This window comes from Parvibaculum sp. (assembly GCF_039680535.1).
Classification (GTDB): domain Bacteria; phylum Pseudomonadota; class Alphaproteobacteria; order Parvibaculales; family Parvibaculaceae; genus Parvibaculum.
Map to the genome: position 1 here is coordinate 69,336 of NZ_JBDKSS010000025.1, position 23,650 is coordinate 92,985.

Here is a 23,650-nt window from a genome sequence, read left to right on the forward strand (position 1 = left end):
ACCTTGCGGCTCCCGCCGACGGGGCTTGCCCCAATTCCGAACCGGAGATGAGAGATGACGATGCTTTGCCGCGCCCTTGCCACGGCGTTGCTGCTTGGGGGCTCGATGGCTGCTCTGCCCGCCATGGCCGACGAAACGAACTTCTGGGAGCAGGACACGTTAACCGGCGATTGGGGCGGGGCGCGCAGCGAGCTGGCCGATCAGGGCATCGAAATCGGGCTTGCCTATGTGGGCGAAGCGCTGGGCGACGTCTCGGGCGGCATGAAGCGGGGCTGGAGCTATGAGGGCCGCGCCGAACTTTCGCTCGACCTCGACCTCGACAAGCTCCTCGGTTGGCAGGGCGGAACGGCCCATGCAAGCGCCTATCAGATCCATCACACCAATGGCCTGCCGACCGTGGACTACACGGGCAGCATCGGCGCGCCGAGCAATATCGAAGCACGCCAGGCGACACGCCTCTTCACGCTCTGGGTGCAGCAGAGCCTGTTCGATGACGCGGTGTCGATCCGTGCCGGCCAGCTTGCTGCCGACGACGAGTTCATGACCAGCGACACGGCGGGCAATCTCATCAACGGTACCTTTGGCTGGGCGGGGATTGCGGCGGCCAACCAGACGAATGGCGGTCCTGCCTATCCGCTGGCGACGCCGGGCATTCGCGTTGCCGTCGCACCGACGAAGAACCTCACCGTTCTCGGCGCCGTCTTCAGCGGTGATCCCGCGGGCGAGGACTGCTTCGATGATGCACAGCTCTGCAACAGGCACGGCACAACCTTCAGCATGAGCGGCGGAACGCTCTGGATGGGCGAAGTCCAGTACGCGATCAATCAGGGTGAAGGTGAGGGGCTCCCCGGCGTCTACAAGCTCGGCACCTGGTATCAGACCGGCAAGTTCGCCGATCAGCGTTACGGCTTCGAGCGTTCCAACGATCACGGCATCTATGCAATTGCGGATCAGACGGTCTGGCAGAACGGCGTCGGCGATGCGCTGAGCGTCTTTGCCCGTATCGGCAGCGCGCCTGACAATCGCAATCTGGTTTCCTTCTATGCGGATGGCGGGCTTGCCTATAAGGGCCTCATTCCGGGCTGCGACGAAGACGTGCTGGCCTTGGGCGTGGCCTACGCGAAGATCAGCGATGATGCCCGTGACGCCGATCGCGACATCCAGCTTCTGTCTCCCGATCCGGCCTATCCGCTGCGCGATCAGGAGACCATTTTCGAATTGAGCTACACCGCGGCCGTGACGCCCTGGTGGAGCGTGCAGCCCGACATTCAGTACATCGTGCATCCGGGCGGCAATGTTCCAAATCCCGAAGACGCCACGGGTGCGAAGATCGACAATGCGCTGGTGGTCGGCATTCGCACGAGCCTCACCTTCTAGCCTTCGATATTCCTTTCGGCTTGTCTTGAAACCCGCGCCCCTTCGGCGCGGGTTTTTCTTTGCGCCGTCGGTCACACCGATGGCCTCTCCTGCGTCTTCTCCCTGATCACCATGAGGGCGGCGCAGGCTGCCCGCCTTGAAAGGGTTTCACATGACGACATCTGGATTCGGACGCCTGAACTATCCGGCCGCTTCGCCCGGCGCCTACAGGGCGATGTTGCAGGTCAGCGAATATGTAAAGGGCAGGCTCGGCAACGAACTCGTCGAACTTGTCAGCCTCAGGGCCTCTCAGATCAATGGCTGCGCCTTCTGCATCGACATGCATACGCAGGAGCTGCGTGCGGCGGGCATGGAGGAGCGGAAGCTCTATCTCCTCAGCGTGTGGCGTGAAGTGGCGCTCTACAGTCCGCGCGAACGGGTTGCGCTCGCCTGGACAGAGGCGCTGACGCGGCTCACCAATGAGGGGGTGTCGGACGCTCTCTATGAGGAGGCGCGTAGCGTCCTTGGCGATGCGGAACTTGTCGACCTCGCCCTCGCGGTCAATGCGATAAACGGGTGGAATCGGCTCAGCATCGCCTTTCATGCCGCAGCGGGCCACTACAAGGCCGGGTCGCTGGCGGCAAAATCGGCATAACGCGTGTGACGCTCGATCACGCGGGGCGGGGGCGAGGCGCGCGACTCGCCCTATTGCTTCTCCTGATCGTGCCTCTCGTCCGCCGCATGTTCCGGTCCGCGGACTTCCTGCGCCTTCTTGCGCCCGGCGCCTGCGGCGCGCGCCGGATCGTTCTTGAAGTTGCCGCCACTGACCTGTCCGCCTTCGCGGCCGGCTCTTGAGGCTCGCGCCGGATCGTTCTTGAAATTTCCGCCGCTGACCTGTCCGCCCTTCTGGCCGGCAAGCGCCGCGCGTGCCGGATTGTTCTTGAAGTTTCCGCCGCTCTTCTGTCCGCCCTTGCGACCGGCTTCCGCTGCGCGCGCCCTGTTGGCCGCGAAATTTCCGGAACCGCCTCGATGCTGAGTGTTCGTCATCTTGCTCTCCCTCTCGGTCCTCTGACGAATGAACCCCAACCAGGGCGAATGGTTCCGCTCGGCTGCGCATCGCTTGCGGCCTCGTCTCATGGCGGTACGCCGCGGCATTGCGACGCGGCATGCGCGGCGCGCTGCAGATTTTTTAAAACCTATGTTGTGACAATGAGTTCCGAGCCGTTCAAACCGACATCGTCGGGCTGCAACCGGCTGCTCGTTTCCGTCTTTATTAAACATTGCCCCGAATACTTCCGAGCAACGAAACGGCCTCCGCTAGGCCGCAGCCAACGGAAGATTCATGGACGACCTCCTCAACGAATTCCTCGCTGAAACGGTGGAAGCGCTCGAGTTGCTCGACAGTGAGCTCGTCGAGCTGGAACAGCGGCCCGCAGATCCGGCCCTGCTGGGCAGCATTTTCAGGATCATGCACACGATCAAGGGTACGTGCGGCTTTCTCGGCCTGCCGCGCCTCGAAGCGGTCGCGCATGCGGCTGAGGACGTGTTGGGCAAGGTTCGCGACGGTGAACTGACGGTTTCCGCCGATACCGTTTCGCTGGTGCTCGCCGCGCTCGACAGGATCAAGGAACTGATCGCGGAACTCGGGGTCGCAGGCCGGGAACCTGAAGGAAATGACGACGACGTCATCGCGTCCTTGCACGACATGGCTGCCGGCAAGTGGGTAGCTGTGGCGCCGGTGGCGGAAGCCGCTGCGGACCCGGAAGAGTTGCCCTCTATCGAGGGGCTCTACCAGCGCGTCGGAGGCGCATCGGTCTTCGACACAGCCTGCGAACAGGCCTGCGCCGAAATGCTCTCCGCGGTTTCGAGCCATCCTGACGCGGAAACGGAACTTCTTCATCTTCAGTTCGCGCTGGCTGGCGCATTCGCCGATGCGCTCACCGGTTCGGCTGGTGCGACTGCAGACATCGATCATGTCATCGAGGGACTCGCCGCCAACGGCTGGTCGCAGCAGGAGCTTCACATGCTCCGCGATGAATTCGGCAAGGCGCTCGCAACGCTCGAGGTCGCGGATGCCGATGTCGCGGCCGTTCTTTCGCGTTTCAATATCGCAGACTCTCAGTCTCCCGCCGCCCCGGTGCCGGTCGTTCCCGAGTTGCCCGCTGTCGAGCAGGTCGTAGCCACGGCCTCGTCCGCGCCCGCACCTGTAAAGCCTGTAAAGGTGGAGGAGTCGGCTCCGGAGAATGCGCCGGCGGCAACCGCCGCCGCGCAGTCGCAGACCTTGCGCGTCAACATCAACGTGCTTGAGAATCTGATGAACATGGTCAGCGAGCTGGTGCTCACGCGCAACCAGCTTCTGCAGACTCTGCGCGGTGTTGGCGACAGCCCCTTTGCCGCGCCTCTGCAGCGGCTCAATCAGGTGACGAGCGAGTTGCAGGAAAGCGTCATGCAGACGCGCATGCAGCCCATCGGTAACGCCTGGTCGAAGCTGCCTCGGCTGGTGCGCGATCTGGCCCAGGATCTCGGCAAGAAAATCGATCTCGTCATGTCGGGTGCAGATACCGAACTCGACCGGCAAATTCTCGAGTCGATCCGCGATCCGCTTACCCACATGGTCCGCAATTCCGGCGATCATGGCATCGAGACACCCGAGGAGCGCCGCGACGCGGGCAAGGCCGAGCATGGCACGATCCATCTGAGCGCGCGCCATGAGGGCGGTCATATCATCGTCGAGGTTTCGGACGACGGGCGCGGCCTGTCGACGAGCCGCATCCGTTCCAAGGCGATCCAGAACGGCCTCGCGACGGAAGCGCAGCTTGAGGGGATGAGCGAGCAGCAGATTCAGCAGTTCATCTTCCGCCCCGGCTTTTCGACGGCGAGTCAGGTGACGAGTGTCTCCGGGCGCGGCGTCGGCATGGATGTCGTGCGCACCAATATCGAAAAGATCGGCGGCGCCATCGAGTTCTCCTCGACGGAAGGGCAGGGTTCCCGCTTCGTCATCAAGATTCCGCTCACGCTTGCGATCGTCTCCGCGCTCATCGTCGAATGCTGCGGCGAACGCTTCGCCATGCCGCAGAGCAGCGTCGTCGAGCTCGTTCGCATCAGTCCGAAATCGCCGCAGGGCGTGGAGCTCATCAACGGCCACCCGGTCTATCGCCTGCGCGACAGGCTTCTGCCGCTGGTTGCCCTCAGCGAGCTTCTGAAGATCGAGGACCTGGGCGAAAAGACGGCACAGGAAATCTATGTCGTCGTGACGCAGGTCGGCAGCTTCGCCTTCGGCATCATCGTCGATCGTGTTTTCGACACCGAGGAAATCGTCGTGAAGCCGACCTCGCGAATGCTCCGGCAGATTTCTCTCTTTTCTGGCACGACGATCCTGGGCGACGGCCGCGTCATCATGATCCTCGATCCCAACGGCATCGCCGCCGCGACCAGCGGTTCTGCGCAGTCCGAGGCTCGGGCGCGCGAAGAGGCAATGGCCACCAGCCGTCAGCGGCACGAAACCGTGTCCATGCTGGTTTTCCGCGCCGGCAGCGACACGACCAAGGCCGTGCCGCTCTCGCTCATTGCCAGGCTGGAGGAAGCCGACCTCGCCACAGCCGAGCGTGCCGGCGAGCGGACGGTGATCCAGTATCGCGGCGGTCTCATGCCACTCGTCGGAATCGACGGCTCGCCCGCGCCGCGCGAGGGCAAGCATCCGATCCTCGTCTTTACGGAAGGTGAGCGGATGTGCGGCCTTGTCGTCGACGAAGTCGTCGATATCGTCGAGGGCTCGCTTGATCTTCAGCTGGTGGGAAATGTCCAGTCCGGCATTCTCGGCAGTTCGATCATCGCCGGCCGCTCGACCGATGTCATCGACACGGTTCACTATCTTCGCCAGAGCGATGCCGCCTGGTTCGATCTCGAAACACGCGAGGCCTATGGCGCAGAAAGCGAACGCCGCGTGCTGCTTGTCGAGGACTCGAGCTTCTTCCGCAATCTGCTCATGCCCATGCTCAAGATGGCAGGCTATCGCGTGACCATTGCGGAGCATGCCGAAGCGGCGCTTGAAATCTGCCGCGACGGCGATGAGTTCGACATCATCGTCTCGGACATCGAGATGCCGGGCCTTTCGGGCTTCGACCTCGCCCGGACGCTGCGCGCGGATGAACGCTGGAAGGACGTGCCGATGGTCGCGCTTTCCTCGCATGCCTCGCCGCAGGATTTCGAACGCGGCCGGCGGTCCGGCTTCAACGATTATGTGACCAAGCTCGATCCGAGGGCGCTTCTGACTTCGCTATCGCGCGTGACCGCCTCGGATGAATATCGCGAGGAGACGGCGGCATGAGGACGCAGAACGAGGACGCAACGCTCGACCGGAGTCGGACGGAAGATTTCGTGACCATGTCGATCGGTGGCCAGACCTTTGGCGTGCCGGTTCTCGATGTGCGAGACGTACTGGGACCTCAGCGTATCACGCGGGTGCCGCTAGCGCCGCCGGAAATCGCGGGCTCGCTCAATCTTCGCGGCCGCATCGTGACCGCCGTCAATATGCGTCAGCGCCTCGGGCTCGCTCCGGCGGAGCGTCCCGAGGAGGCGATGGCGGTCGTCGTCGAGCATGAGGATGAGCATTTCAGCCTGCTCGTCGATGAGGTGGGCGAGGTGCTCCGTCTCTCCGAGCGCCAGAAGGATCACAATCCGGCAACGCTCGACCCGCAGTGGCGCCAGATTGCCGACGGGCTTTACCGCCTCGAAGGCAATCTTCTCATCGTTCTCAACATCGGCACCGTTCTGGGCGCCATCAGGGCCGCCGCATGAGCGCCCTTGCCGCACAACCACAAGGAGACAGACCCATGGTCGACATGAAGATGCCGATTCTGATCGTGGATGACTACCGCACGATGCTTCGCATCGTCCGCAACCTGCTGGCGAAACTTGGCTTCAGCGATATCGACGAGGCATGCGACGGCAGCCAGGCGCTTGCGATGATGAAGGGCCGGAATTACGGGCTCGTCATTTCCGACTGGAACATGCAGCCCATGACCGGCTTCGAACTGCTCAAGAGCGTTCGCGCCGACGACCACCTCAAGACGACGCCTTTCATCATGGTGACGGCGGAGTCGAAGGTCGAGAATGTCGTCGCTGCGCGTCAGGCTGGCGTCAACAACTACATCATCAAACCCTTCAGCGCGGCTGTGCTCAAGGCCAAGCTCAAGACCGTTCTGGGTGAGTTCTGATGAGTGCGGATGATGCGTCCGCACGGGTCCGGAAGTTGACGCAGGAATGCGTCGACATCGTGCGGACGATCCTTGTCGCTCGCCGCGAAATGGGCAAGCTGCATGATCCGTCTCTCAGGGAAATACATCTGCCCCGCGCAAGCGAGGAGATCGGCGCCATCCTCGCGCTGACAGAGTCGGCGACGAACGACATCATGCTCGCCGCGGAAGACATGATGTCCATCGACTTCAGCAATCCGGAGCTTGCCGCCGAGGTCGTCAACGACCAGTGCATGAAGATCTTCGAGGCCTGTTCCTTTCAGGACATCACGGGTCAGCGCATCTCCAGCGTGTTGAAGACGCTGCAGCTCGTCGAGAAGAAGATCGAGGATCTCGAACGCGCCTGGTCGGGCGCCTCATCGCCGATCCAGACTGCTGCCGAAGAGGTGCCGACCGATCCCGATGCGGCTCTGCTCAACGGGCCTGCGCTTGAGGGCGAAGGCATCCAGCAGGACGAAATCGACAGGCTCTTCGCCTGATCGATGAACGGGATGCGCCGGAAGTATTATCGAGGCGGCACTGCGAAACGGGGCATGACATGGCGGATAGAATTCTGAGCACGCGATCCGCTCTGTCCGAGCGGCGAGGTGCCGCCACAGTCGCAGGCGATCCGTGGCGTGTCATGATCGTCGACGACTCCTCTGTGGTGCGCGCGGTGATTGCACGCTCGCTTGAGCAGGACCCATCCATAAAGGTGGTGTCGTCGGTGGCGAACGGTGCGCTGGCGTTGAAGGTTCTGCCGACGCTTCAGGTAGACGTCATCCTTCTCGATATCGAGATGCCGGAAATGGACGGCATCGAGGCATTGCCCCGGCTGTTGGCGCTGCGTCCCGGCGTCAAGGTCATCATGGTTTCGTCGCTCACGCGGCGAAGCGCCGAAATCAGCCTTCGCGCCGTTGCGTTGGGCGCTGTCGACTATGTCCCCAAACCGTCGAACAGTCTGAGCACCGCCGACGATTTCCGCGTGGAGCTTCTCGCGAAGGTGAAAGCTCATGCGGCAAGAGCGAGGCGCGTGCCCGGCGCCGCGCGTCCAGCTTCGGCGCCTGCACCGCGCGTCGCGGGCGTGGCACAGGCGGCACCGATTGCGCTTCGCAAGGCGATCGTCGAAAGGCCGACCGTCATTGCCATCGGCAGCTCGACAGGCGGGCCTCAGGCGCTCTCCGAAGTGCTGAAGTCGATCGGACCCGGCGTGACGCAGCCCATCGTCATCACACAGCACATGCCGCCGACCTTCACGGCGATTCTTGCCGAACACATGACGCGCTATTCGCAGCGTCCGGCGGCCGAAGCGCAGGATGGAGAGTTGATGAAGCCGGGCCGCATCTATGTCGCCCCGGGCGGTCATCATCTGGTCGCGGAAGCGACGGCAGCGGGGACCGTGCTGCGCCTGAGCGATGCGCCGCCGGAAAACTCCTGCCGCCCGGCGGTCGATCCGATGCTTCGCAGCCTGTCCGCGATCTACGGGCGCAAGCTCCTCGCGGTCATCCTGACGGGCATGGGCTATGACGGCATGAAGGGCTGTCAGGTCGTTGCCGCATCCGGCGGCGGCGTCATCGCGCAGGATCAGGCATCGAGCGTCGTCTGGGGAATGCCGGGCGCCGTGGCGCAGGCCGGCATCTGCAATGCGGTTCTTCCGCTCGGTGAAATCGGTAAGACGATCGGGCGCATCGCCCGTGGGGAGGGCTTGTGAACAACGCTGATTTCGAGTTCCTGCGTGACTTTCTCTACCAGCGTTCCGGCCTCGCGCTGACGCCGGACAAATCCTATCTGCTGGAAAGCCGCCTTGCTCCCATCGCCCGCAAGGCAAAGCTGGCTTCGCTCACCGACCTCGTGGCGCAACTGCGCCAGCGCGCCGACGAGGCGTTGACGATCCAGATCGTCGAAGCGATGACGACCAATGAGACGCTGTTTTTCCGCGATCGCTGGCCGTTCGAGCGCTTCACGGCGATGATCCTGCCGACGCTGATGGAGCAGAACCGCGCGACGCGGCGCATACGCATCTGGTGCGCGGCCTGTTCGAGCGGGCAGGAGCCCTATTCGCTGGCCATGCTTCTTTCCGAGGCCTCGGCCAGGCTCGCCGGCTGGTCGATCGAGATCACCGCGACGGACATTTCGGAAGAGATGCTCGCCCGCTGCCACAAGGGCTGGTACTCGACCTTCGAGGTGCAGCGCGGTCTGCCCGCCGACCTGCAAAAGAAGTATTTCACGAAGGAAGGCGACGGCTGGGTCATCAGCGAGAAGATCCGGGACATGGTGAAGTTCCGTAACTTCAACCTCCTGCAAGACCCCGCCAGCATCGGCCTTCACGGTCTCGACCTCATCTTCTGCCGCAACGTGCTCATCTATTTCGACGAGGCGACGCGCAAGAAAGTCTTCGCTGGCATGGCGAAGGCGATGAAGGCGAACGGCTATCTCTGCCTTGGCGGGGCGGAGACCGTGATCGGCATTTCGGACGCTTTCCGAATTTTGCCGGGTGAGCGCGGCCTCTTCGCCGTCAATACGCAGGCCGGTGTCCCGCCATCTGCCGCTGCGGCCCGTCCGGCCCCGGCACCGGCTTTCGCCGCCGCCGGGTCGCGGCGCTGATGCACTCATATTGAGCAGAGACCGCGCCAGCCCATAATCGAGGCATTTCCCTGCCTCGCCACGCTTGTCCGGGACGCCATTGGATGGCAGTGTTCCAGCGTTTGCGCCGGGGGGTGCAAGCCGCGAGCAGTGGGGGTCGATGGCCTATTTTCTTCAACAGCTGATCAACGGGATTACGCTCGGGGCAACCTACGGGTTGATCGCCATCGGCTATACGATGGTCTACGGCATCGTCGGCATGATCAATTTCGCCCATGGCGACATCTACATGATCGGTGCCTTTATCTCTCTCGTCGGCTTTCTTCTGCTCGGGGCATTCGGGATCACCTGGGTGCCGCTGGCCTGCTTCCTCGTTCTGATCTTCGCCGTCGCGTTCACGGCCGTTTACGGCTGGACGGTCGAGCGCGTCGCCTATCGCCCCCTTCGCGGTTCGCAGCGCCTGGCGCCGCTGATTTCGGCCATCGGCGTTTCCATCGTGTTGCAGAACTTCGTCCAGCTTGCGCAGGGCGCGCGGGTCAAGCCGCTGCCGCCGCTGATCGACGGCTCGTTTCAGCTTTCCTCGAGCGGAAGTTTTCACGTCACGATCAGCTATCTGCAGATCGGTATCATCCTGCTGACCACCGCGTTGATGGCGGGCTTCACCTACATGATCAAGTTTACCGGGCTCGGGCGGGCGCAGCGCGCGGCGGAGCAGGACAAGACCATGGCCGCGCTGATCGGCGTCGACGTGGATCGCACGATCTCGATCACCTTCATCATCGGTGCGGCGCTCGCCGCCGTCGCGGGACTGATGGTCACACTCTACTATGGTGTCATCGACTTCTATATCGGCTTCATCGTCGGCATCAAGGCGTTCACGGCGGCGGTGCTCGGCGGCATCGGCTCGCTTCCTGGCGCCATGCTCGGCGGGATGCTCATAGGCCTTATCGAAGCCTTCTGGTCGGGCTATTTCAGCATCGAATACAAGAACGTCGCCGCCTTCGCCATTCTGGTTCTGGTGTTGATCTTCCGGCCCACTGGCCTGCTCGGCCGACCCGAGATCGAGAAGGTCTGACACAATGGAAGGCGCCGTATCGAAAACATCCATCGTCGCGCTGCTGCGCGATGCGGGCGCGGCGGCCCTTGTCGCCGCGCTTCTCGCCTTTCCGTTGCTCGGCTTTCGACTCGTCGACTCCGCGCAGGGCCTGTCGCTCGACGCGCGGCTCATCTGGGTCGTCTATGCGGCCGTCATCGTATTTGCCGGGCGGTTTCTCTTTTCTCTCGCAAGAATTCTTTATGGGGCCCGGCGCCTCGCCGTCGCGAAGCCCCGGATCGTCTTGCCGGGGCGCTCGCGCTATTTCTTCGGCATCGCGCTGATTGCGGTGGCGCTTCTTCTGCCTTGGCTTCCCTTCTCGGATCGCAACCTCATCGACAAGGCGACGCTTATTCTCATCTACGTGATGCTCGGCTGGGGCCTCAATATCGTGGTCGGCCTCGCAGGTCTTCTCGACCTCGGCTATGTCGCCTTCTATGCGGTCGGCGCCTATTCCTACGCGCTGCTGTCGCAGCATTTCGGACTGTCCTTCTGGATCTGCCTTCCGCTTGCGGGACTTCTTGCCGCTTCCTTCGGCATTGCGCTCGGCTTCCCCGTGCTGCGGCTCCGCGGCGACTATCTCGCCATCGTGACGCTCGGCTTCGGCGAAATCCTGCGCGAGGTTCTCGTCAACTGGGGTGTGGTGACGGGAGGGCCCAACGGCATTTCGGGCATTCAGCGTCCGTCATTCTTCGGCCTGCCGATGGTTCCCTCATCTCCCGATGGCGCGACGACCTTTGCGCAATTCTTCGGCCTCGCATTCTCGCCGAACCAGCGCATCGTCTTTCTCTACTATCTGATCCTGGCCCTGGCGCTCGCGACCAATCTCTTCACGCTGCGCATCAGGCGGCTTCCCATCGGCCGCGCCTGGGAGGCGTTGCGCGAGGACGAGATCGCCTGCCGCAGTCTCGGCCTCAACCCGACCATGGTGAAGCTTTCGGCCTTTGCCATCGGTGCGACCTTCGCCGGATTCGCAGGCTCGTTCTTCGCCACGCGGCAGGGCTTCATCAGTCCCGAAAGCTTCACCTTCATCGAGTCGGCGATCATCCTCGCCATCGTCGTTCTGGGCGGGATGGGAAGCCAGATCGGCATCGTGCTGGCAGCGTTCCTGCTCGTCGGCCTGCCGGAATGGTTCCGCGATCTCGAACAGTTCCGCATGCTCGCCTTTGGCGCGGCAATGGTGCTCATCATGCTATGGCGCCCGCAGGGGCTTCTCTCGCATCGCGAGCCGACGCTGCGCCTCGGCGACGTCAAGCCGCTTTCCGTGAAGGAGGCAGGCGCATGATGGCCGCTCCGATCCTCGCCGTTGAACATCTGACGATCCGCTTCGGCGGCCTCGTTGCCATCGACGATCTTTCCTTCGAAGCGGGTGTGGGCGATATCACGGCTCTGATCGGCCCCAACGGCGCCGGCAAGACCACCGTCTTCAACTGCATCACCGGCTTCTACAAGCCCGATGTCGGCCGCATGACCTTTCGCCGGGATGCGGAGTCCTACCTGCTCGAACGCATGGATGGGTTTCGCATTGCGCGGGCCGGCGTCGTGCGCACGTTTCAGAACATCCGGCTCTTCCCCGGCATGAGCGCCATCGAAAACCTGATGATTGCGCAGCATGTGCCGCTGATGCGCGCCTCGCTCTATTCGGTGGCGGGGTTCCTGCGTCTGCGCCGCTATCTCGACGCCGAGAAACAGGCGATCGAGCGCGCGCGCTACTGGCTCGACAAGACCGACCTGCTCGCTCAGGCCGATCTGCCAGCCGGAAGCCTGCCCTATGGCGCACAGCGTCGCCTCGAGATCGCCCGAGCTATGTGCGCCGGTCCGTCGCTTCTCTGCCTCGACGAACCGGCGGCCGGCCTCAATCCGCGCGAGAGCCTCGCGCTCAATGAGCTTCTGCTTTCGATCCGTCAGGAACACGGAATCAGCATTCTTCTCATCGAGCATGACATGAGCGTCGTGATGCAGATTTCCGATCGCATCATCGTGCTCGAACAAGGCAGGAAGATTTCGCAAGGCACACCCGACGAAGTGCGGGCCGATCCCGAAGTCATCCGCGCTTATCTCGGCGTCGAAGACGATGCCGCGGCGGTCGCCGTCCTCACGGCTCGGGGGACGCGCGGATGATGCTGGAAATCAGGGGTCTTCATTCGGGCTATGGACGCATCGAAGCGTTGCATGGCATCGACATATCGGTGGCGCAGGGCGAGATCGTGGCGCTCATCGGCGCGAATGGCGCGGGCAAGACCACGCTGCTGATGACAATCTGCGGGCAGCCGCGGGCGAGCGCCGGACAAATCCTCTTTGACGGGTGCGATATTTCCGGGCTCAAGACGCATGAAATCGCGGCGCTCGGCATCGCCCATTCGCCGGAGGGGCGGCGGATCTTCCCGCGCATGACCGTGCTGGAAAATCTGCAGATGGGCGCGATGATCGCCGATCCGAGGCATTTCAGCGGCGATCTGGAAAATGTGCTTGCGCTCTTTCCGCGATTGAAGGAGCGCATTGCGCAGCGCGGCGGCACCCTGTCGGGCGGCGAGCAGCAGATGCTTGCCATTGCCCGGGCCCTGATGAGCAGGCCGAAGCTTCTCCTTCTCGACGAGCCTTCGCTCGGCCTTGCGCCGCTGGTCACGAAGCAATTGTTTGAAAATATCCGCACGATCAATCGCGAGCAGGGCATGACCATTCTGCTCGTCGAGCAGAACGCCTTTCAGGCGCTGAAGCTCGCACATCGGGCGCATATCATGGTCAATGGCCGCATCGAATTGAGTGGCACCGGTGCGGAGCTTCTCGACAATCCGGCTGTCCGCGCCGCCTATCTCGAAGGCGCGCGGCCCAAGACCGAGGTCACGCCATGATGCTCGAAAACTTCGTCCTCGTCTTCGGCACGACGCCGTTGGTATCGCTCGGCATCACGCTCGTGCTGATCGGCGGCTGCGCCCTGATGATGGGCAGGGCGCTGGCGCTCAACTGGCGGCCGGACTGGCAGATGCTCCCCTATTCGCTGCTGCTCGCCATCGCGGATCGCTTCCTCATCTTCGCGCTCTTTCAGGGCGAGCTGCTTTCGCTGACGGGCTATTTGGCCGACTTCGCTGTGCTGCTCAGCATCGCGGGACTCGCCTTCCAGCTCACGCGAGCGCGCCAGATGGTCCGGCAATATCCCTGGGCTTATGAGCGTGCGGGGCTCCTGGGCTGGCGGGAGCGGCCTTCGGCGCAATAGGCACTATTCTTTCCGGCGGGGCCCGCTATCCTTATGCCGGTCAACGGGGGACCAGACATGACTCGATATATCGTTGCGCTCGCGGCAATCCTCTCGCTTGGGCTTTTTGCCTGTTCCAAGGAAGAGTCCGGAATCACGATCGGCGTTGCCGGTCCGATCAGCGGCAGCGAGGCCGTGTTCGGCGAGCAGTTCGTGCATGGCGCGCAGCGCGCCGTCGCCGACATCAATGCCAAGGGCGGTGTGCTGGGCAAGAAGCTCAATCTGGTGATTGGCGACGACGCCTGCGATCCGAAGCAGGCGGTGAGCGTCGCCAACGACATGGCCTCGAAGGGCGCGGTCTTCGTCGCCGGGCATTATTGCTCGGGCACGTCGATCCCGGCATCCGACGTCTATAACGAGAGCGGCATCGTCCAGATATCGCCCGCCTCCACGAGCCCCGATTACACGGATCGCGGACTGCCGAACGTGTTCCGCGTCTGCGGTCGCGACGACGCGCAGGGCCCGACGGCGGCGGCCTATGTTGCGGCGCATTTCGCAGGCAAGCGGATCGCCGTGGTCGACGACAAATCGACCTATGGCAAGGGCCTTGCCGACGAGTTCAAAAAGGCAATGAACGCGAAGGGCATAACCGAGGTGCTGCACGAGTCGATCTCGGCGGGTGAAAAGGATTACACCCCGCTCGTTTCGAAGCTGAAGCAGGCTCAGGCCGATGTTCTCTATTTCGGCGGCTACAAGACCGAAGGCGGCCTCATCACGCGCCAGATGCGCGAGCAGGGGCTGAAGACCATTCTCGTCGGCGGCGATGCGCTGGTGACCGATGAGTTCTGGTCGATCACCGGCCCGGCGGGCGAAGGCACGCTGATGACCTTTGGCCCCGATCCGCGCCTCGATCCGAAGAATGCCGAGCTTGTCGCGGCCTTCCGCGCCGACAAGTACGAGCCCGAGGCCTACACGCTCTATACCTATGCCGCCGTTCAGGCCTGGGCACAGGCGGTGGAAAAGGCGGGTTCGACCGATGCGGCCAAGGTTGAAGCGGCGCTCAAGTCGAACAAGTTCGACACAGTGCTCGGACAGATCGGCTTCAACGCCAAGGGCGATATGGATGCGCCCGGCTATGTCTTCTATGTGTGGAAGAACGGCAAATATGCCTATGCCGGGTAATCGGCCCTGATCCTGCGGCGGGTGACGCGATGTCACCCGCCGTTTTCATTTCAGCGCAGGGCTGCGAGCAGGCTGAGCGCGATGAGCGCCTGTCCCACATAATATGTGATCCAGACGATCGCGCCCCGGAAGGGAACGGGATAGCGGAACTTGCTCACGGCGATGACCGCATCCGAGAAAACAAAGAGCAGCGCGCCGACGCCGAGCCAGGGCAGCGGCACCGAAAACGCGGCAACGGCCATCGCTGAAATCACCGCCATATAGGCGAGCACCGGCAGCCGCAGCTTTCCGAGAACAGGCCAGAGCCAGGCAAGCGTTCCGGCGGAAAGGACCGCCAGCAGCGCAATACCTGCCAGATAGAAGCCCTGCGGCGTCGTGGCGTGCGGAACGAGCACGACCAGATAGAAGACATGGGCGAGGAGAAAGGAGCCGAGCCCGCGCGGGAAATTCTTTTCCTCATCATCAAGCGCCAGAAAATAATCCCCGAAGCTGCAAAGAAGGAAGGCCGCCGCCAGCGCGACCAGGGAAAGGTTTTCGACATCCCCGCCGAGATCGAGCAGCGGCAACGGAACAAAGGCGCCGATGGCGGCAGTCTTGAGCGTCGTGCGCAGCGTCGAGGCCGGCTTGTCAACGACCACAAGATAGGCAAGAGACGTCAGCAGGGAGACGGCTGCGAGCCCCCATCTGATCGTGTCCAGCCCATCGGCGAATGTCAGTGCCGCATTGAACATTGTTTCCCCCAGATTTGTAGACGGATGATAGCGGATCAGTGCGCCTGCTCAAGCCAGGCCTGCGCGCCGAGGCCCGCCATGCGGCCCGTGGCGAAACAGGCCGTGAGAAGATAGCCGCCGGTCGGGGCTTCCCAGTCGAGCATTTCGCCGGCGCAGAAAGTGCCGGGAAGCTTCTTCAGCATGAAGTGCTCGTCGATTTCGGTGAAGGGAATGCCGCCCGCGCTTGAGATCGCCTCGGCGATCGGCCGTGCGGCTTCGAGCTTCAGCGGCAACGCCTTGATGCCACGCGCCAGCGCAGCCGGATCGGAGAAAGCGTCGGCGGAGAGGCATTCGCGCAGCAGCGCGGCCTTCACGCCTTCGATGCCCGCCGCTTTGCGCAGGAAATTCGCCATGCTCTGTCCCTTGCGGGGCCGTGAAAGATCGGCGGTCAGGCGTTCGAGGCTGCGGTCCGGCGCGAGGTCGAGCGTCAATGTGGCGGCGCCTCGTTCGGTTAATGCGTCTCGCAGCAGGGCCGACAGCACATAGACCGCGCTGCCCTCGATCCCGCTTTCGGAAATCACGAACTCGCCGCGATGCGTTTCACTGCCGAAGGAGAGGACGACGGATTTCACCGGCGCACCGGCAAAACGCGAGCGCATGTGCTCGCTCCATGCGACGTCGAAGCCGCAATTCGCAGGCCGGAACGGCGCAATGGAGACACCGTGCGCCTTGAGCCATTCCGTCCAGCGGGCATCCGAGCCGAGCGCGGGCCAGCTCGCGCCGCCAAGCGCAAGTATGGTTGCAGCCGGCTCGATCTCGATTGTGCCTGTGGGTGTTTCGAAGACCAGCGCGCCACTCTCCGTCCAGCCGAGCCAGCGATGGCGCACATGGGTGACGAGGCCCGCTCCCCGCAGGCGCTTCAGCCATGCGCGCAGCAGCGGCGCCGCCTTGAAGTCTTTCGGAAAGACACGGCCCGACGAACCGACGAAAGTCTCGACGCCGAGCGATGCCGCCCAGTCGCGCAGGGCTTGCGGCGGCAGCGCGCGGATGGCGCGCGCGAGCGGCGTCGCGCTATCGCCGAAGCGGGTGAGGAACGGGTCAAGTGCCTCCGAATGGGTGAGGTTGAGCCCGCTTTTCCCCGCCATCAGGAATTTGCGCCCGAGCGAAGGCATGGCGTCGAAAAGATGGACTTCGACCGCCGATGACAGCAGCGCCTCGGCCGCCATCAGCCCTGCGGGGCCGCCGCCAACGATCGCGACCTTTGGAATGCTTTGCGTCAATCTTCGTCCTATCCGCCCATCGGGGGCTGGTATGCGGGCTTTGCTGGGGTAACCTGTGCCCAACAGAAACTCGCCAATAAGAAATCCCCGGGGAGCCCTATGACTATCACCCATCTCCTGATCGCCAATAGGGGCGAAATCGCCATCCGTATCGCGCGGGCCGCCGCCGAACTCGGCCTCAGGACCACAGCCGTCCATTCCGCCGACGATGCTCTGTCGCTGCATGTGAAGGCTGCGGACGAGGCCGTCGCGCTGAAAGGCGAGGGAGCCGCCGCCTATCTCGACATTACGGGCATCGTCGCGGCGGCAAAGGAGACGAAGTGCGACGCCATCCATCCGGGCTATGGGTTCCTCTCCGAGAATGCGGCCTTCGCGCGGGCCTGCGCCGAGGCGGGGATCGTGTTCGTCGGCCCCAACCCGGAGGCGCTCGAACTCTTCGGCGACAAGATCAAGGCGAAGGCACTGGCGCTCGCCTCCGGCGTGCCGCTTCTCGCGGGCACCCAGGGGGCGACGAGCCTCGACGACGCGCGCGCCTTCTTCAAGGCGCATGGACCCATGATGATCAAGGCCGTTGCCGGGGGCGGCGGGCGCGGCATGCGTCCGGTAAGGGCAGAGGCGGAAATCGAGGAAGCTTACAAGCGCTGCCAGTCCGAAGCGAAGGCGGCCTTCGGCAATGGCGATGTCTATGTCGAGAAGCTCATCGAAAGAGCGCGGCATGTCGAGGTGCAGATCGTGGCCGACCGTGTGGGCGGCGTCGCGCATCTCTTCGAGCGCGAATGTTCGATCCAGCGACGCAACCAGAAGATTGTCGAGATCGCGCCGAGCCCTTCCTTGAGCGAGGAATTGCGCGGTGAGCTTTGCGCGGCGGCTGTCACGCTCGCGCGGGCGGCGGCATATGACAATCTCGGCACATTCGAATTCCTCGTCGATGCCGCCGACATGAAGACCTTCGCCTTCATCGAGGCAAATCCCCGCCTGCAGGTCGAGCATACCGTCACCGAGGAAGTGACCGGCGTCGACCTGGTGCAGACGCAGCTGAAGATTGCCTCGGGCAAGATGCTGAAGGAACTCGGTCTCACGCAAGGCGAGGTTCCTTATCCGCGTGGCCACGCGATCCAGCTCCGCATCAACATGGAAACGATGGACGAGAGCGGCAATGCGAAGCCGGCGGGCGGCGTCATCTCCGTGTTCGAGCCGCCGTCCGGCCCCGGCATCCGCGTCGATACATTCGGATATGCGGGCTATCGCACAAGCCCGAATTTCGACTCGCTGCTGGCAAAACTCATTGTTCATGCGCCCTCGGTCGATTATCGCGATGCGGTGCGCCGCGCGGCCCGCGCCCTCAGCGAGTTTCGTCTCGAAGGGGTTGCCACCAACATTTCCTTCCTGCGGTCGCTCGTGGCGCATCCGGCTTTCGCCGCCAACGACGTGACCACGCGCTTCGTCGAGGAACATGTGGCGGAGCTGGTGAAGCCACTCGTGGCGCGCGAGCGCTATTTCGCGGGAGTGGCTACGCAAGGCGTCGCCGCGGCGACGGCGATCAAGGGCCCGGATGGCAGCGAGCCTGTCGGTGCACCGATGCAGGGCAAGGTCGTCAGCGTCGACGTGAAGGAAGGCGACAGGGTTCACGCAGGCCAGCAGATCGCCGTGCTCGAAGCGATGAAGATGGAGCATCTCGTCCATGCGGCGGGAAGCGGCATCGTGCGCCTCGTGGCTGCCGCCGCAGGCGAGGTTCTTCTCGACGGCCAGCCCATCGTCTTCATCGAGCCGGGCGATGTCGGCGCGGTGGCGGCGAGCGAGGAGACGGCAGTCGATCTCGATTACATCCGTCCCGATCTCGCTTCGGTCCGCGAGCGGCATTTCATCGGCCTCGACGAAGGCCGTCCAGATGCGGTGGCGCGGCGGCGCAAGACCAACCAGCGCACCGCGCGCGAGAATATCGACGATCTTTGCGACGAGGGAAGCTTCATCGAGTATGGCTCGCTGGCGCTTGCCGCGCAGCGTCGCCGCAGATCGATGGACGAACTCATCAAGATGAGCCCGGCCGACGGCATGATCGCCGGCATCGGTTCGGTCAACGGCGCGCTGTTCGACGAGGACAAGGCGCGCACCATGGTCCTCTCCTATGACTACACGGTCTTCGCGGGCACGCAGGGTGCGATGAACCACAAGAAGAAGGACCGCATGTTCAAGCTCGCCGAACAGTGGCGGCTTCCCGTCGTCTTCTTCACCGAAGGCGGCGGCGGCCGGCCCGGCGACACGGATTCGATGGGTGTCGCTGGCCTCGATACACCGAGCTTCCTTGCCTATGCGCAGCTCTCCGGCCTCGTGCCCCGCGTCGGCATCAATTCCGGTCGCTGCTTCGCGGGCAATGCGGCGATCCTCGGCACATCTGACGTCATTATCGCGACGAAGAACTCTGCCATCGGCATGGGCGGACCGGCCATGATCGAAGGCGGCGGCCTCGGGGTCTTCCTGCCCGATGAGGTCGGGCCTGTCGAAGTGCAGGCGCCTAACGGCGTCATCGACGTGCTGGTCGAGGACGAGGCGGAGGCGGTCGCCGCCGCCAAGAAGTATCTCTCCTATTTCCAGGGGCCGGTCGCGCAATGGGATTGCACGGACCAGCGCAAGCTGCGGCACCTGATCCCGGAGAACCGCCTGCGCATCTATGACATCCGCGCGGTGATCGATGCGCTTTGCGACACGGGCTCGGTGCTGGAGCTTCGCCGCGATTTCGCACATGGCATGGTGACGGCACTGGTGCGTGTCGAGGGGCGCCCCATGGGCCTCATCGCCAACAATCCGACGCATCTTGCCGGCGCGATCGACGCCGACGGCGCGGACAAGGCCGCGCGCTTCATGCAGCTATGCGACGCGTTCGGTCTGCCGATCCTGTCGCTTTGCGATACGCCCGGCTTCATGGTCGGGCCTGAGGCGGAAAAGACCGCGCTGGTCCGACGCGTCAGCCGCATGTTCGTGACGGCGGGAAGTCTCAGCGTTCCCGTCTTCACGGTCGTGCTGCGCAAAGGCTACGGTCTCGGCGCGCAGGCCATGGCGGGCGGCAGCTTCCATGCGCCCTTCTTCATCGTCTCATGGCCGACCGGCGAATTTGGCGGCATGGGTCTCGAAGGCGCGGTGAGGCTCGGCTATCGCAAGGAAATGGAAGCGATCAAGGACCCCGTCGAGCAGAAGGAGTTCTTCGACAAGATGGTTGCCCGTTCCTACGAGCACGGAAAGGCGATCAACATGGCCTCCTTCCTCGAAATCGACGAGGTGATCGACCCGCTGGAAACGCGCCGCTGGATCATCCGGGGGCTTGCTTCGCTGCCCCGGCTGACACCCACCGAAGGCAAGCGCCGCTCCTTCGTCGATACCTGGTGACAGGGAATGCTGTTGCCGCTTTGCCACATAGTCCGCAGGGGAAACCCTTCGTTCCGCTGCGTATAATGAATTGTGGCAAAGTCGTGCCGCTTGGTCATAATCAGCCATTGTTCCAATTTGGTCGCGGCGAGTACTCGCGAGAGGCGTGTAGTGGGGTTTTCGCAAAAGAGCGTCGATAGCAGCACCCCGAGCGCGGGAGTAGCGGGCGCGTCTGCGCGTTTCGGCTGGCTTGCGCCGTTCGTCTGGCTCCTGTTCGCGCTTTGCCTCGTCTCGTTTGGGCGCGTGACGCCCGTGGCGGCGGAGGCTCCCAGGGCCGAGCACTCATTCTCCCGCCATTCAGCGGTCCTTGAAGCGCCGGTTCAGACCGCGCCCCAGGCCAAACTTCTGAACCGCGGCCCCCGTCTGCGGGTTCTCGTGCAGCAAGTCGAGGCGCCGGCAGCCCTGGCACCGACAGTGTCCGCGCAAACGGGCGCCATTTCCCGGTTTTTTCAGCCAATGGCGATGGAGTCTGCCGCTTCGGCAGGCAGCGCGGGCCAGGCCGCCCGCGCCCCGCCAACTAATGGCATTTTATAACCATCTGTCTCAATTCGAAGGATAGCCTTGTGGCCTCCCGCTCTGGACGGGTATAGAGGGGGCGGCCAAAAAGGCCTTCGGCTCGATCAATAAGTCCAAGAAGAGCGAAAGCTCCGGAAATTCTGAGAATCCCGATGCAGTCCGTCGCGTGGAGGCTGCACGTCCCTAGGGGAGGTTACCTTGCAGCGTATCGAAAATATCGTGTTCGGCTTGCGTGCCGTGATCCTCGCGGTCCTGGCTGCCATCACGATAACTATGCTTTTCTTCGCCGTGCAGCTTCGTATGGATGCCGGCTTCCTGAAGATGCTTCCGGTCGGCAATTCCTTCATCCAGACCTATTTCCAGTATGCGGACGGGTTTGGCGGCGGCAATCGCATCATCGTGGTGCTTGAGAACAAGAAGGGCGACATCTTCCAGCCCGAATTCCTCAAGACGCTCAAGAATGCGACCGACGACGTCTTCTATATCCCCGGTATCGCGCGTCACCGCGTGACCTCCCTGTGGACGCCGAACACGCGCTTCATCGCCGTGACCGAGCAGGGCCTCGAGGCCGGCGACGTCATCCCGGCGAACTTCCAGCCGACGGATGCGGGCATCAAGACGGTGATGCAGAACACGCTGCGCGCCAATCTCGTCGGCCGCCTCGTTTCCACCGACTTCCGCTCGGCCATGATCGCCGCCGAACTTCTCGAAGTCGATCCGGAGACGCAGCAGAAGCTCGACTACTTCAAGGTTGCGAACCTCCTCGAAAAGAACATCCGCGACAAATACGTGACTGCCGATACGGACGTTAAGATCGTCGGCTTCGCGAAGCTCATCGGCGATATCGCCGACGGCGCCCGTTCGGTAGTTCTCTTCTTCACGGTCGCTTTCATCCTCACCTGCCTCATGCTCTGGCTGTATTGCCGGTCGTGGATCCTGACGATCGTGACGGTGAGCTGCTCGCTCTGCTCGCTGATCTGGCAATTCGGTACGCTGCAACTCATGGGCTACGGTCTCGATCCGCTGGCCGTGCTCGTGCCCTTCCTCGTTTTCGCCATCGGCGTCAGCCATGGCGTGCAGCAGATCAACATGGTGGGCGCTGAAATCGCCGCCGGCCTCGACAAGAATGCGGCCGCGCGCGCGACCTTCACCTTCCTGCTTCGTCCGGGCTCGGTCGCTCTCGCGACCTGTCTCGCCGGCTTCGCCACGCTCTACATCATCCCGATCGGCATGATCCGCGAACTTGCGGTCACCGCCTCCATCGGTGTCATGTTCAAGATCGTCTCGAACCTCATCATGCTCCCGCTCATCGTTTCCTACGTCGCTCCTGGCCAGGAATATGGTGAGAAGGTGCGCAATGCGATGGCGAGCCGTGCCAGATTCTGGCCGTTCCTCGCGTCCATCGCCAAGCCGACGCAGGCCTTCATCTTCATCGGCTTCTGCGTGATCCTCGGCATTGTCGGTTTCTATGAGGGCAAGAACCGCCAGATCGGCGACGTTCATGCGGGTGCCGGCGAGCTGTGGCCGCAGGCGCGCTACAACCTCGATAGCGAATACATTGCTGAACACTTCAAGCTCGGCGTGAACGTGATGAACGTGATCGTCGAGTCCAAAGACGTGGCTTGCGTCGATTACAGCAAGCTGCACTTCCTCGATACCTTCAGCTGGGACATGCGCAACGTCGAAGGCGTGCAGACGGTGGTGAGCCTCCCGATCGTCGGCAAGACCATCAACAGCATGTGGCAGGAAGGCAATCCGAAATGGGCCGCGCTTCCGCGTGACCCGACAGCTCTCGCTCAGGCGACGTCGAGTGTTTCGAGCTCGACCATGCTCGTCGACACGGAATGCAAGACGCTGGGTGTCCAGATCTATATCGCGGACACGAAGGCCGAAACCGTGAAGCGCGTCGTCGGCGCGGCTGAAGCCTGGATCAACGATCCCCAGCATCAGCGCGACGATCTGAAGCTCCGCATCGGTACGGGTAACGTCACCATCACTTCGGCGACGAATACCGTGGTCGAGCATGCCGAACTTCCGATGCTCCTCTACGTCTATGCCGTGGTCATGATCCTCGTGATCTTCGTCTACCGCGAATGGCGTGGCGCGCTCTGCTGCGTGCTTCCGCTGATCCTGTCGACGATCATCGGTAACTGGTTCCTGATGGCGGCCGGCATCGGCCTCAAGATCTCGACGCTGCCGGTGCTCGCGATTGCCGTCGGTATCGGCGTCGACTATGGCATCTACGAGTACAATCGTATTCAGCGCTACATGCGCATGGGCGTCTCGCCGTACCATGCCTATCTCCAGGCGCTGAACGATGTGGGCTCGGCGACGATGTTCACCGGCGGCACGCTCGCCATCGGCGTCTCGACCTGGAGCTTCTCCGCTCTGAAGTTCCAGGCCGACATGGGCCTTCTCCTCACCTTCATGTTCATCGTCAACATGATCGGTGCGGTGACGCTCCTGCCGGCGCTGGTCGCGGCGCTCGAATACATCTGGCCGCTGAAGCGCAAGCCGCTCACGGAAGAGGAAGCGCGCGCGATCCGTCACGCGCACTGATCTCCGGACAAGTCAAAGAGAAGGGCGGCTTCCGCGAGGGAGCCGCCCTTTTTCTTTGTCCGACGCTTCTCGTGGATCAGCCGCGAGAATAGAAGAACCGCTCCTCCGCGATCTTCCCGTCCTTCAGCGTGTAGAGGCCGGTCTCGTCCATCTTCATGCGCGTGCCGCTCTGCTTCTCCGTCACGTCGATCGTGAAACGGACGATGAATTGATTGCCGTTCACATAGGGCCCGTCGATATCCATGCGGTGGATCTCGTGGGCGCCTTCCCACCACTCGCCTTTCTTGCGCAGGGCTTCCTTGCCGCGCGCCGGAGGCATGCTGCCGGTGGGTTCGATGCTCAGCACATCGTCAGCCCAGTATCGGTCGCCCGCTTCGTCCGCTTTGCCCGCTTTGCAGAGGCTGACGAAATCTTCGGCGATGACCTTCGTGCTGTCCTGAATATTCACATTCATGTCCATGGGGCTCTCTCCTCTTCGGTGATGCCGGAAGTTCCCCCGAGCCTAGTGCGCTCGTCCTGACAGC

Annotated in this window: 20 protein-coding genes; 16 read left to right on the top strand and 4 right to left on the bottom strand. The window is 63.1% G+C overall.

What is annotated here, in order from left to right; translation table 11 throughout:
• The first annotated feature begins 54 nt into the window (after positions 1-54).
• Both ABFC66_RS15660 and ABFC66_RS15665 read left to right on the top strand, forming a co-directional pair.
• Positions 55-1,377 (top strand): carbohydrate porin, encoded by a 1,323-nt coding sequence (locus tag ABFC66_RS15660; protein ID WP_346741906.1) that lies wholly within the window; start codon positions 55-57, stop codon positions 1,375-1,377.
• Positions 1,378-1,528: 151 nt separating this feature from the next.
• Positions 1,529-2,011, top strand: a complete 483-nt coding sequence (locus ABFC66_RS15665; RefSeq protein ID WP_346741907.1) for a carboxymuconolactone decarboxylase family protein — start codon at positions 1,529-1,531, stop codon at positions 2,009-2,011.
• A 50-nt stretch (positions 2,012-2,061) separates the two neighbouring features.
• Here ABFC66_RS15665 and ABFC66_RS15670 read toward each other — a convergent pair whose 3' ends face one another.
• On the bottom strand, positions 2,062-2,403 hold the full coding sequence (locus ABFC66_RS15670) for a general stress protein (RefSeq protein WP_346741908.1): 342 nt from the start codon (positions 2,401-2,403) through the stop codon (positions 2,062-2,064).
• A gap of 295 nt (positions 2,404-2,698) precedes the next feature.
• Here ABFC66_RS15670 and ABFC66_RS15675 point away from each other — a divergent pair, with 295 nt between their 5' ends.
• The 12 genes from ABFC66_RS15675 to ABFC66_RS15730 all read left to right on the top strand — a co-directional run bounded on the left by ABFC66_RS15675 (position 2,699) and on the right by ABFC66_RS15730 (position 14,641).
• The gene (locus tag ABFC66_RS15675; RefSeq protein WP_346741909.1) at positions 2,699-5,683 is read left to right on the top strand and encodes a hybrid sensor histidine kinase/response regulator; all 2,985 of its coding nucleotides are present in this window, start codon (positions 2,699-2,701) and stop codon (positions 5,681-5,683) included.
• On the top strand, positions 5,680-6,153 hold the full coding sequence (locus ABFC66_RS15680; protein WP_346741910.1) for a chemotaxis protein CheW: 474 nt from the start codon (positions 5,680-5,682) through the stop codon (positions 6,151-6,153). Before ABFC66_RS15675 ends, ABFC66_RS15680 begins: the two co-directional genes overlap by 4 nt.
• Before the next feature lie 35 nt (positions 6,154-6,188).
• A complete protein-coding gene (locus ABFC66_RS15685; RefSeq protein ID WP_346741911.1) occupies positions 6,189-6,572 on the top strand; it encodes a response regulator in 384 nt (127 codons plus the stop codon).
• Positions 6,572-7,090, top strand: a complete 519-nt coding sequence (locus tag ABFC66_RS15690) for a hypothetical protein (protein WP_346741912.1) — start codon at positions 6,572-6,574, stop codon at positions 7,088-7,090. The genes ABFC66_RS15685 and ABFC66_RS15690 overlap by 1 nt, the downstream gene beginning before the upstream one ends.
• Before the next feature lie 143 nt (positions 7,091-7,233).
• Complete coding sequence (locus tag ABFC66_RS15695) at positions 7,234-8,301, top strand: chemotaxis response regulator protein-glutamate methylesterase (protein ID WP_346742063.1); 1,068 nt, start codon at positions 7,234-7,236, stop codon at positions 8,299-8,301.
• A complete protein-coding gene (locus tag ABFC66_RS15700; RefSeq protein WP_346741913.1) occupies positions 8,298-9,194 on the top strand; it encodes a CheR family methyltransferase in 897 nt (298 codons plus the stop codon). Before ABFC66_RS15695 ends, ABFC66_RS15700 begins: the two co-directional genes overlap by 4 nt.
• A gap of 139 nt (positions 9,195-9,333) precedes the next feature.
• Positions 9,334-10,248: a branched-chain amino acid ABC transporter permease LivH gene (locus ABFC66_RS15705; RefSeq protein ID WP_346741914.1), complete on the top strand. Its 915-nt coding sequence runs from the start codon at positions 9,334-9,336 to the stop codon at positions 10,246-10,248.
• Between the two features lie 4 nt (positions 10,249-10,252).
• Complete coding sequence (livM, locus tag ABFC66_RS15710) at positions 10,253-11,551, top strand: high-affinity branched-chain amino acid ABC transporter permease LivM (protein ID WP_346741915.1); 1,299 nt, start codon at positions 10,253-10,255, stop codon at positions 11,549-11,551.
• Positions 11,551-12,387 (top strand): ABC transporter ATP-binding protein, encoded by an 837-nt coding sequence (locus tag ABFC66_RS15715; RefSeq protein WP_346742064.1) that lies wholly within the window; start codon positions 11,551-11,553, stop codon positions 12,385-12,387. The genes livM and ABFC66_RS15715 overlap by 1 nt, the downstream gene beginning before the upstream one ends.
• Positions 12,387-13,118 carry an ABC transporter ATP-binding protein gene (locus ABFC66_RS15720; RefSeq protein ID WP_346742065.1) on the top strand — a complete coding sequence of 244 codons (732 nt, stop codon included), beginning with the start codon at positions 12,387-12,389 and terminating at the stop codon, positions 13,116-13,118. Before ABFC66_RS15715 ends, ABFC66_RS15720 begins: the two co-directional genes overlap by 1 nt.
• Positions 13,115-13,480, top strand: coding sequence for a DUF6867 family protein (locus ABFC66_RS15725; RefSeq protein WP_346741916.1), 366 nt, complete (start codon positions 13,115-13,117; stop codon positions 13,478-13,480). The genes ABFC66_RS15720 and ABFC66_RS15725 overlap by 4 nt, the downstream gene beginning before the upstream one ends.
• A gap of 57 nt (positions 13,481-13,537) precedes the next feature.
• A complete protein-coding gene (locus tag ABFC66_RS15730) occupies positions 13,538-14,641 on the top strand; it encodes a branched-chain amino acid ABC transporter substrate-binding protein (protein ID WP_346741917.1) in 1,104 nt (367 codons plus the stop codon).
• Between the two features lie 50 nt (positions 14,642-14,691).
• Here ABFC66_RS15730 and ABFC66_RS15735 read toward each other — a convergent pair whose 3' ends face one another.
• Positions 14,692-15,372, bottom strand: coding sequence for a lysoplasmalogenase (locus tag ABFC66_RS15735; protein ID WP_346741918.1), 681 nt, complete (start codon positions 15,370-15,372; stop codon positions 14,692-14,694).
• A gap of 35 nt (positions 15,373-15,407) precedes the next feature.
• On the bottom strand, positions 15,408-16,631 hold the full coding sequence (locus ABFC66_RS15740; protein WP_346741919.1) for a TIGR03862 family flavoprotein: 1,224 nt from the start codon (positions 16,629-16,631) through the stop codon (positions 15,408-15,410).
• A gap of 99 nt (positions 16,632-16,730) precedes the next feature.
• Here ABFC66_RS15740 and ABFC66_RS15745 point away from each other — a divergent pair, with 99 nt between their 5' ends.
• Together ABFC66_RS15745 and ABFC66_RS15750 are read left to right on the top strand one after the other, a co-directional pair.
• Entirely contained in the window at positions 16,731-20,012 is a 3,282-nt protein-coding gene (locus tag ABFC66_RS15745) for a carboxyl transferase domain-containing protein (protein WP_346741920.1), read from the top strand.
• 753 nt (positions 20,013-20,765) lie between these two features.
• Positions 20,766-23,126 carry an efflux RND transporter permease subunit gene (locus ABFC66_RS15750; protein ID WP_346741921.1) on the top strand — a complete coding sequence of 787 codons (2,361 nt, stop codon included), beginning with the start codon at positions 20,766-20,768 and terminating at the stop codon, positions 23,124-23,126.
• A 76-nt stretch (positions 23,127-23,202) separates the two neighbouring features.
• Here ABFC66_RS15750 and ABFC66_RS15755 read toward each other — a convergent pair whose 3' ends face one another.
• Positions 23,203-23,586, bottom strand: a complete 384-nt coding sequence (locus ABFC66_RS15755; protein WP_346741922.1) for a nuclear transport factor 2 family protein — start codon at positions 23,584-23,586, stop codon at positions 23,203-23,205.
• Positions 23,587-23,650: the final 64 nt, after the last annotated feature.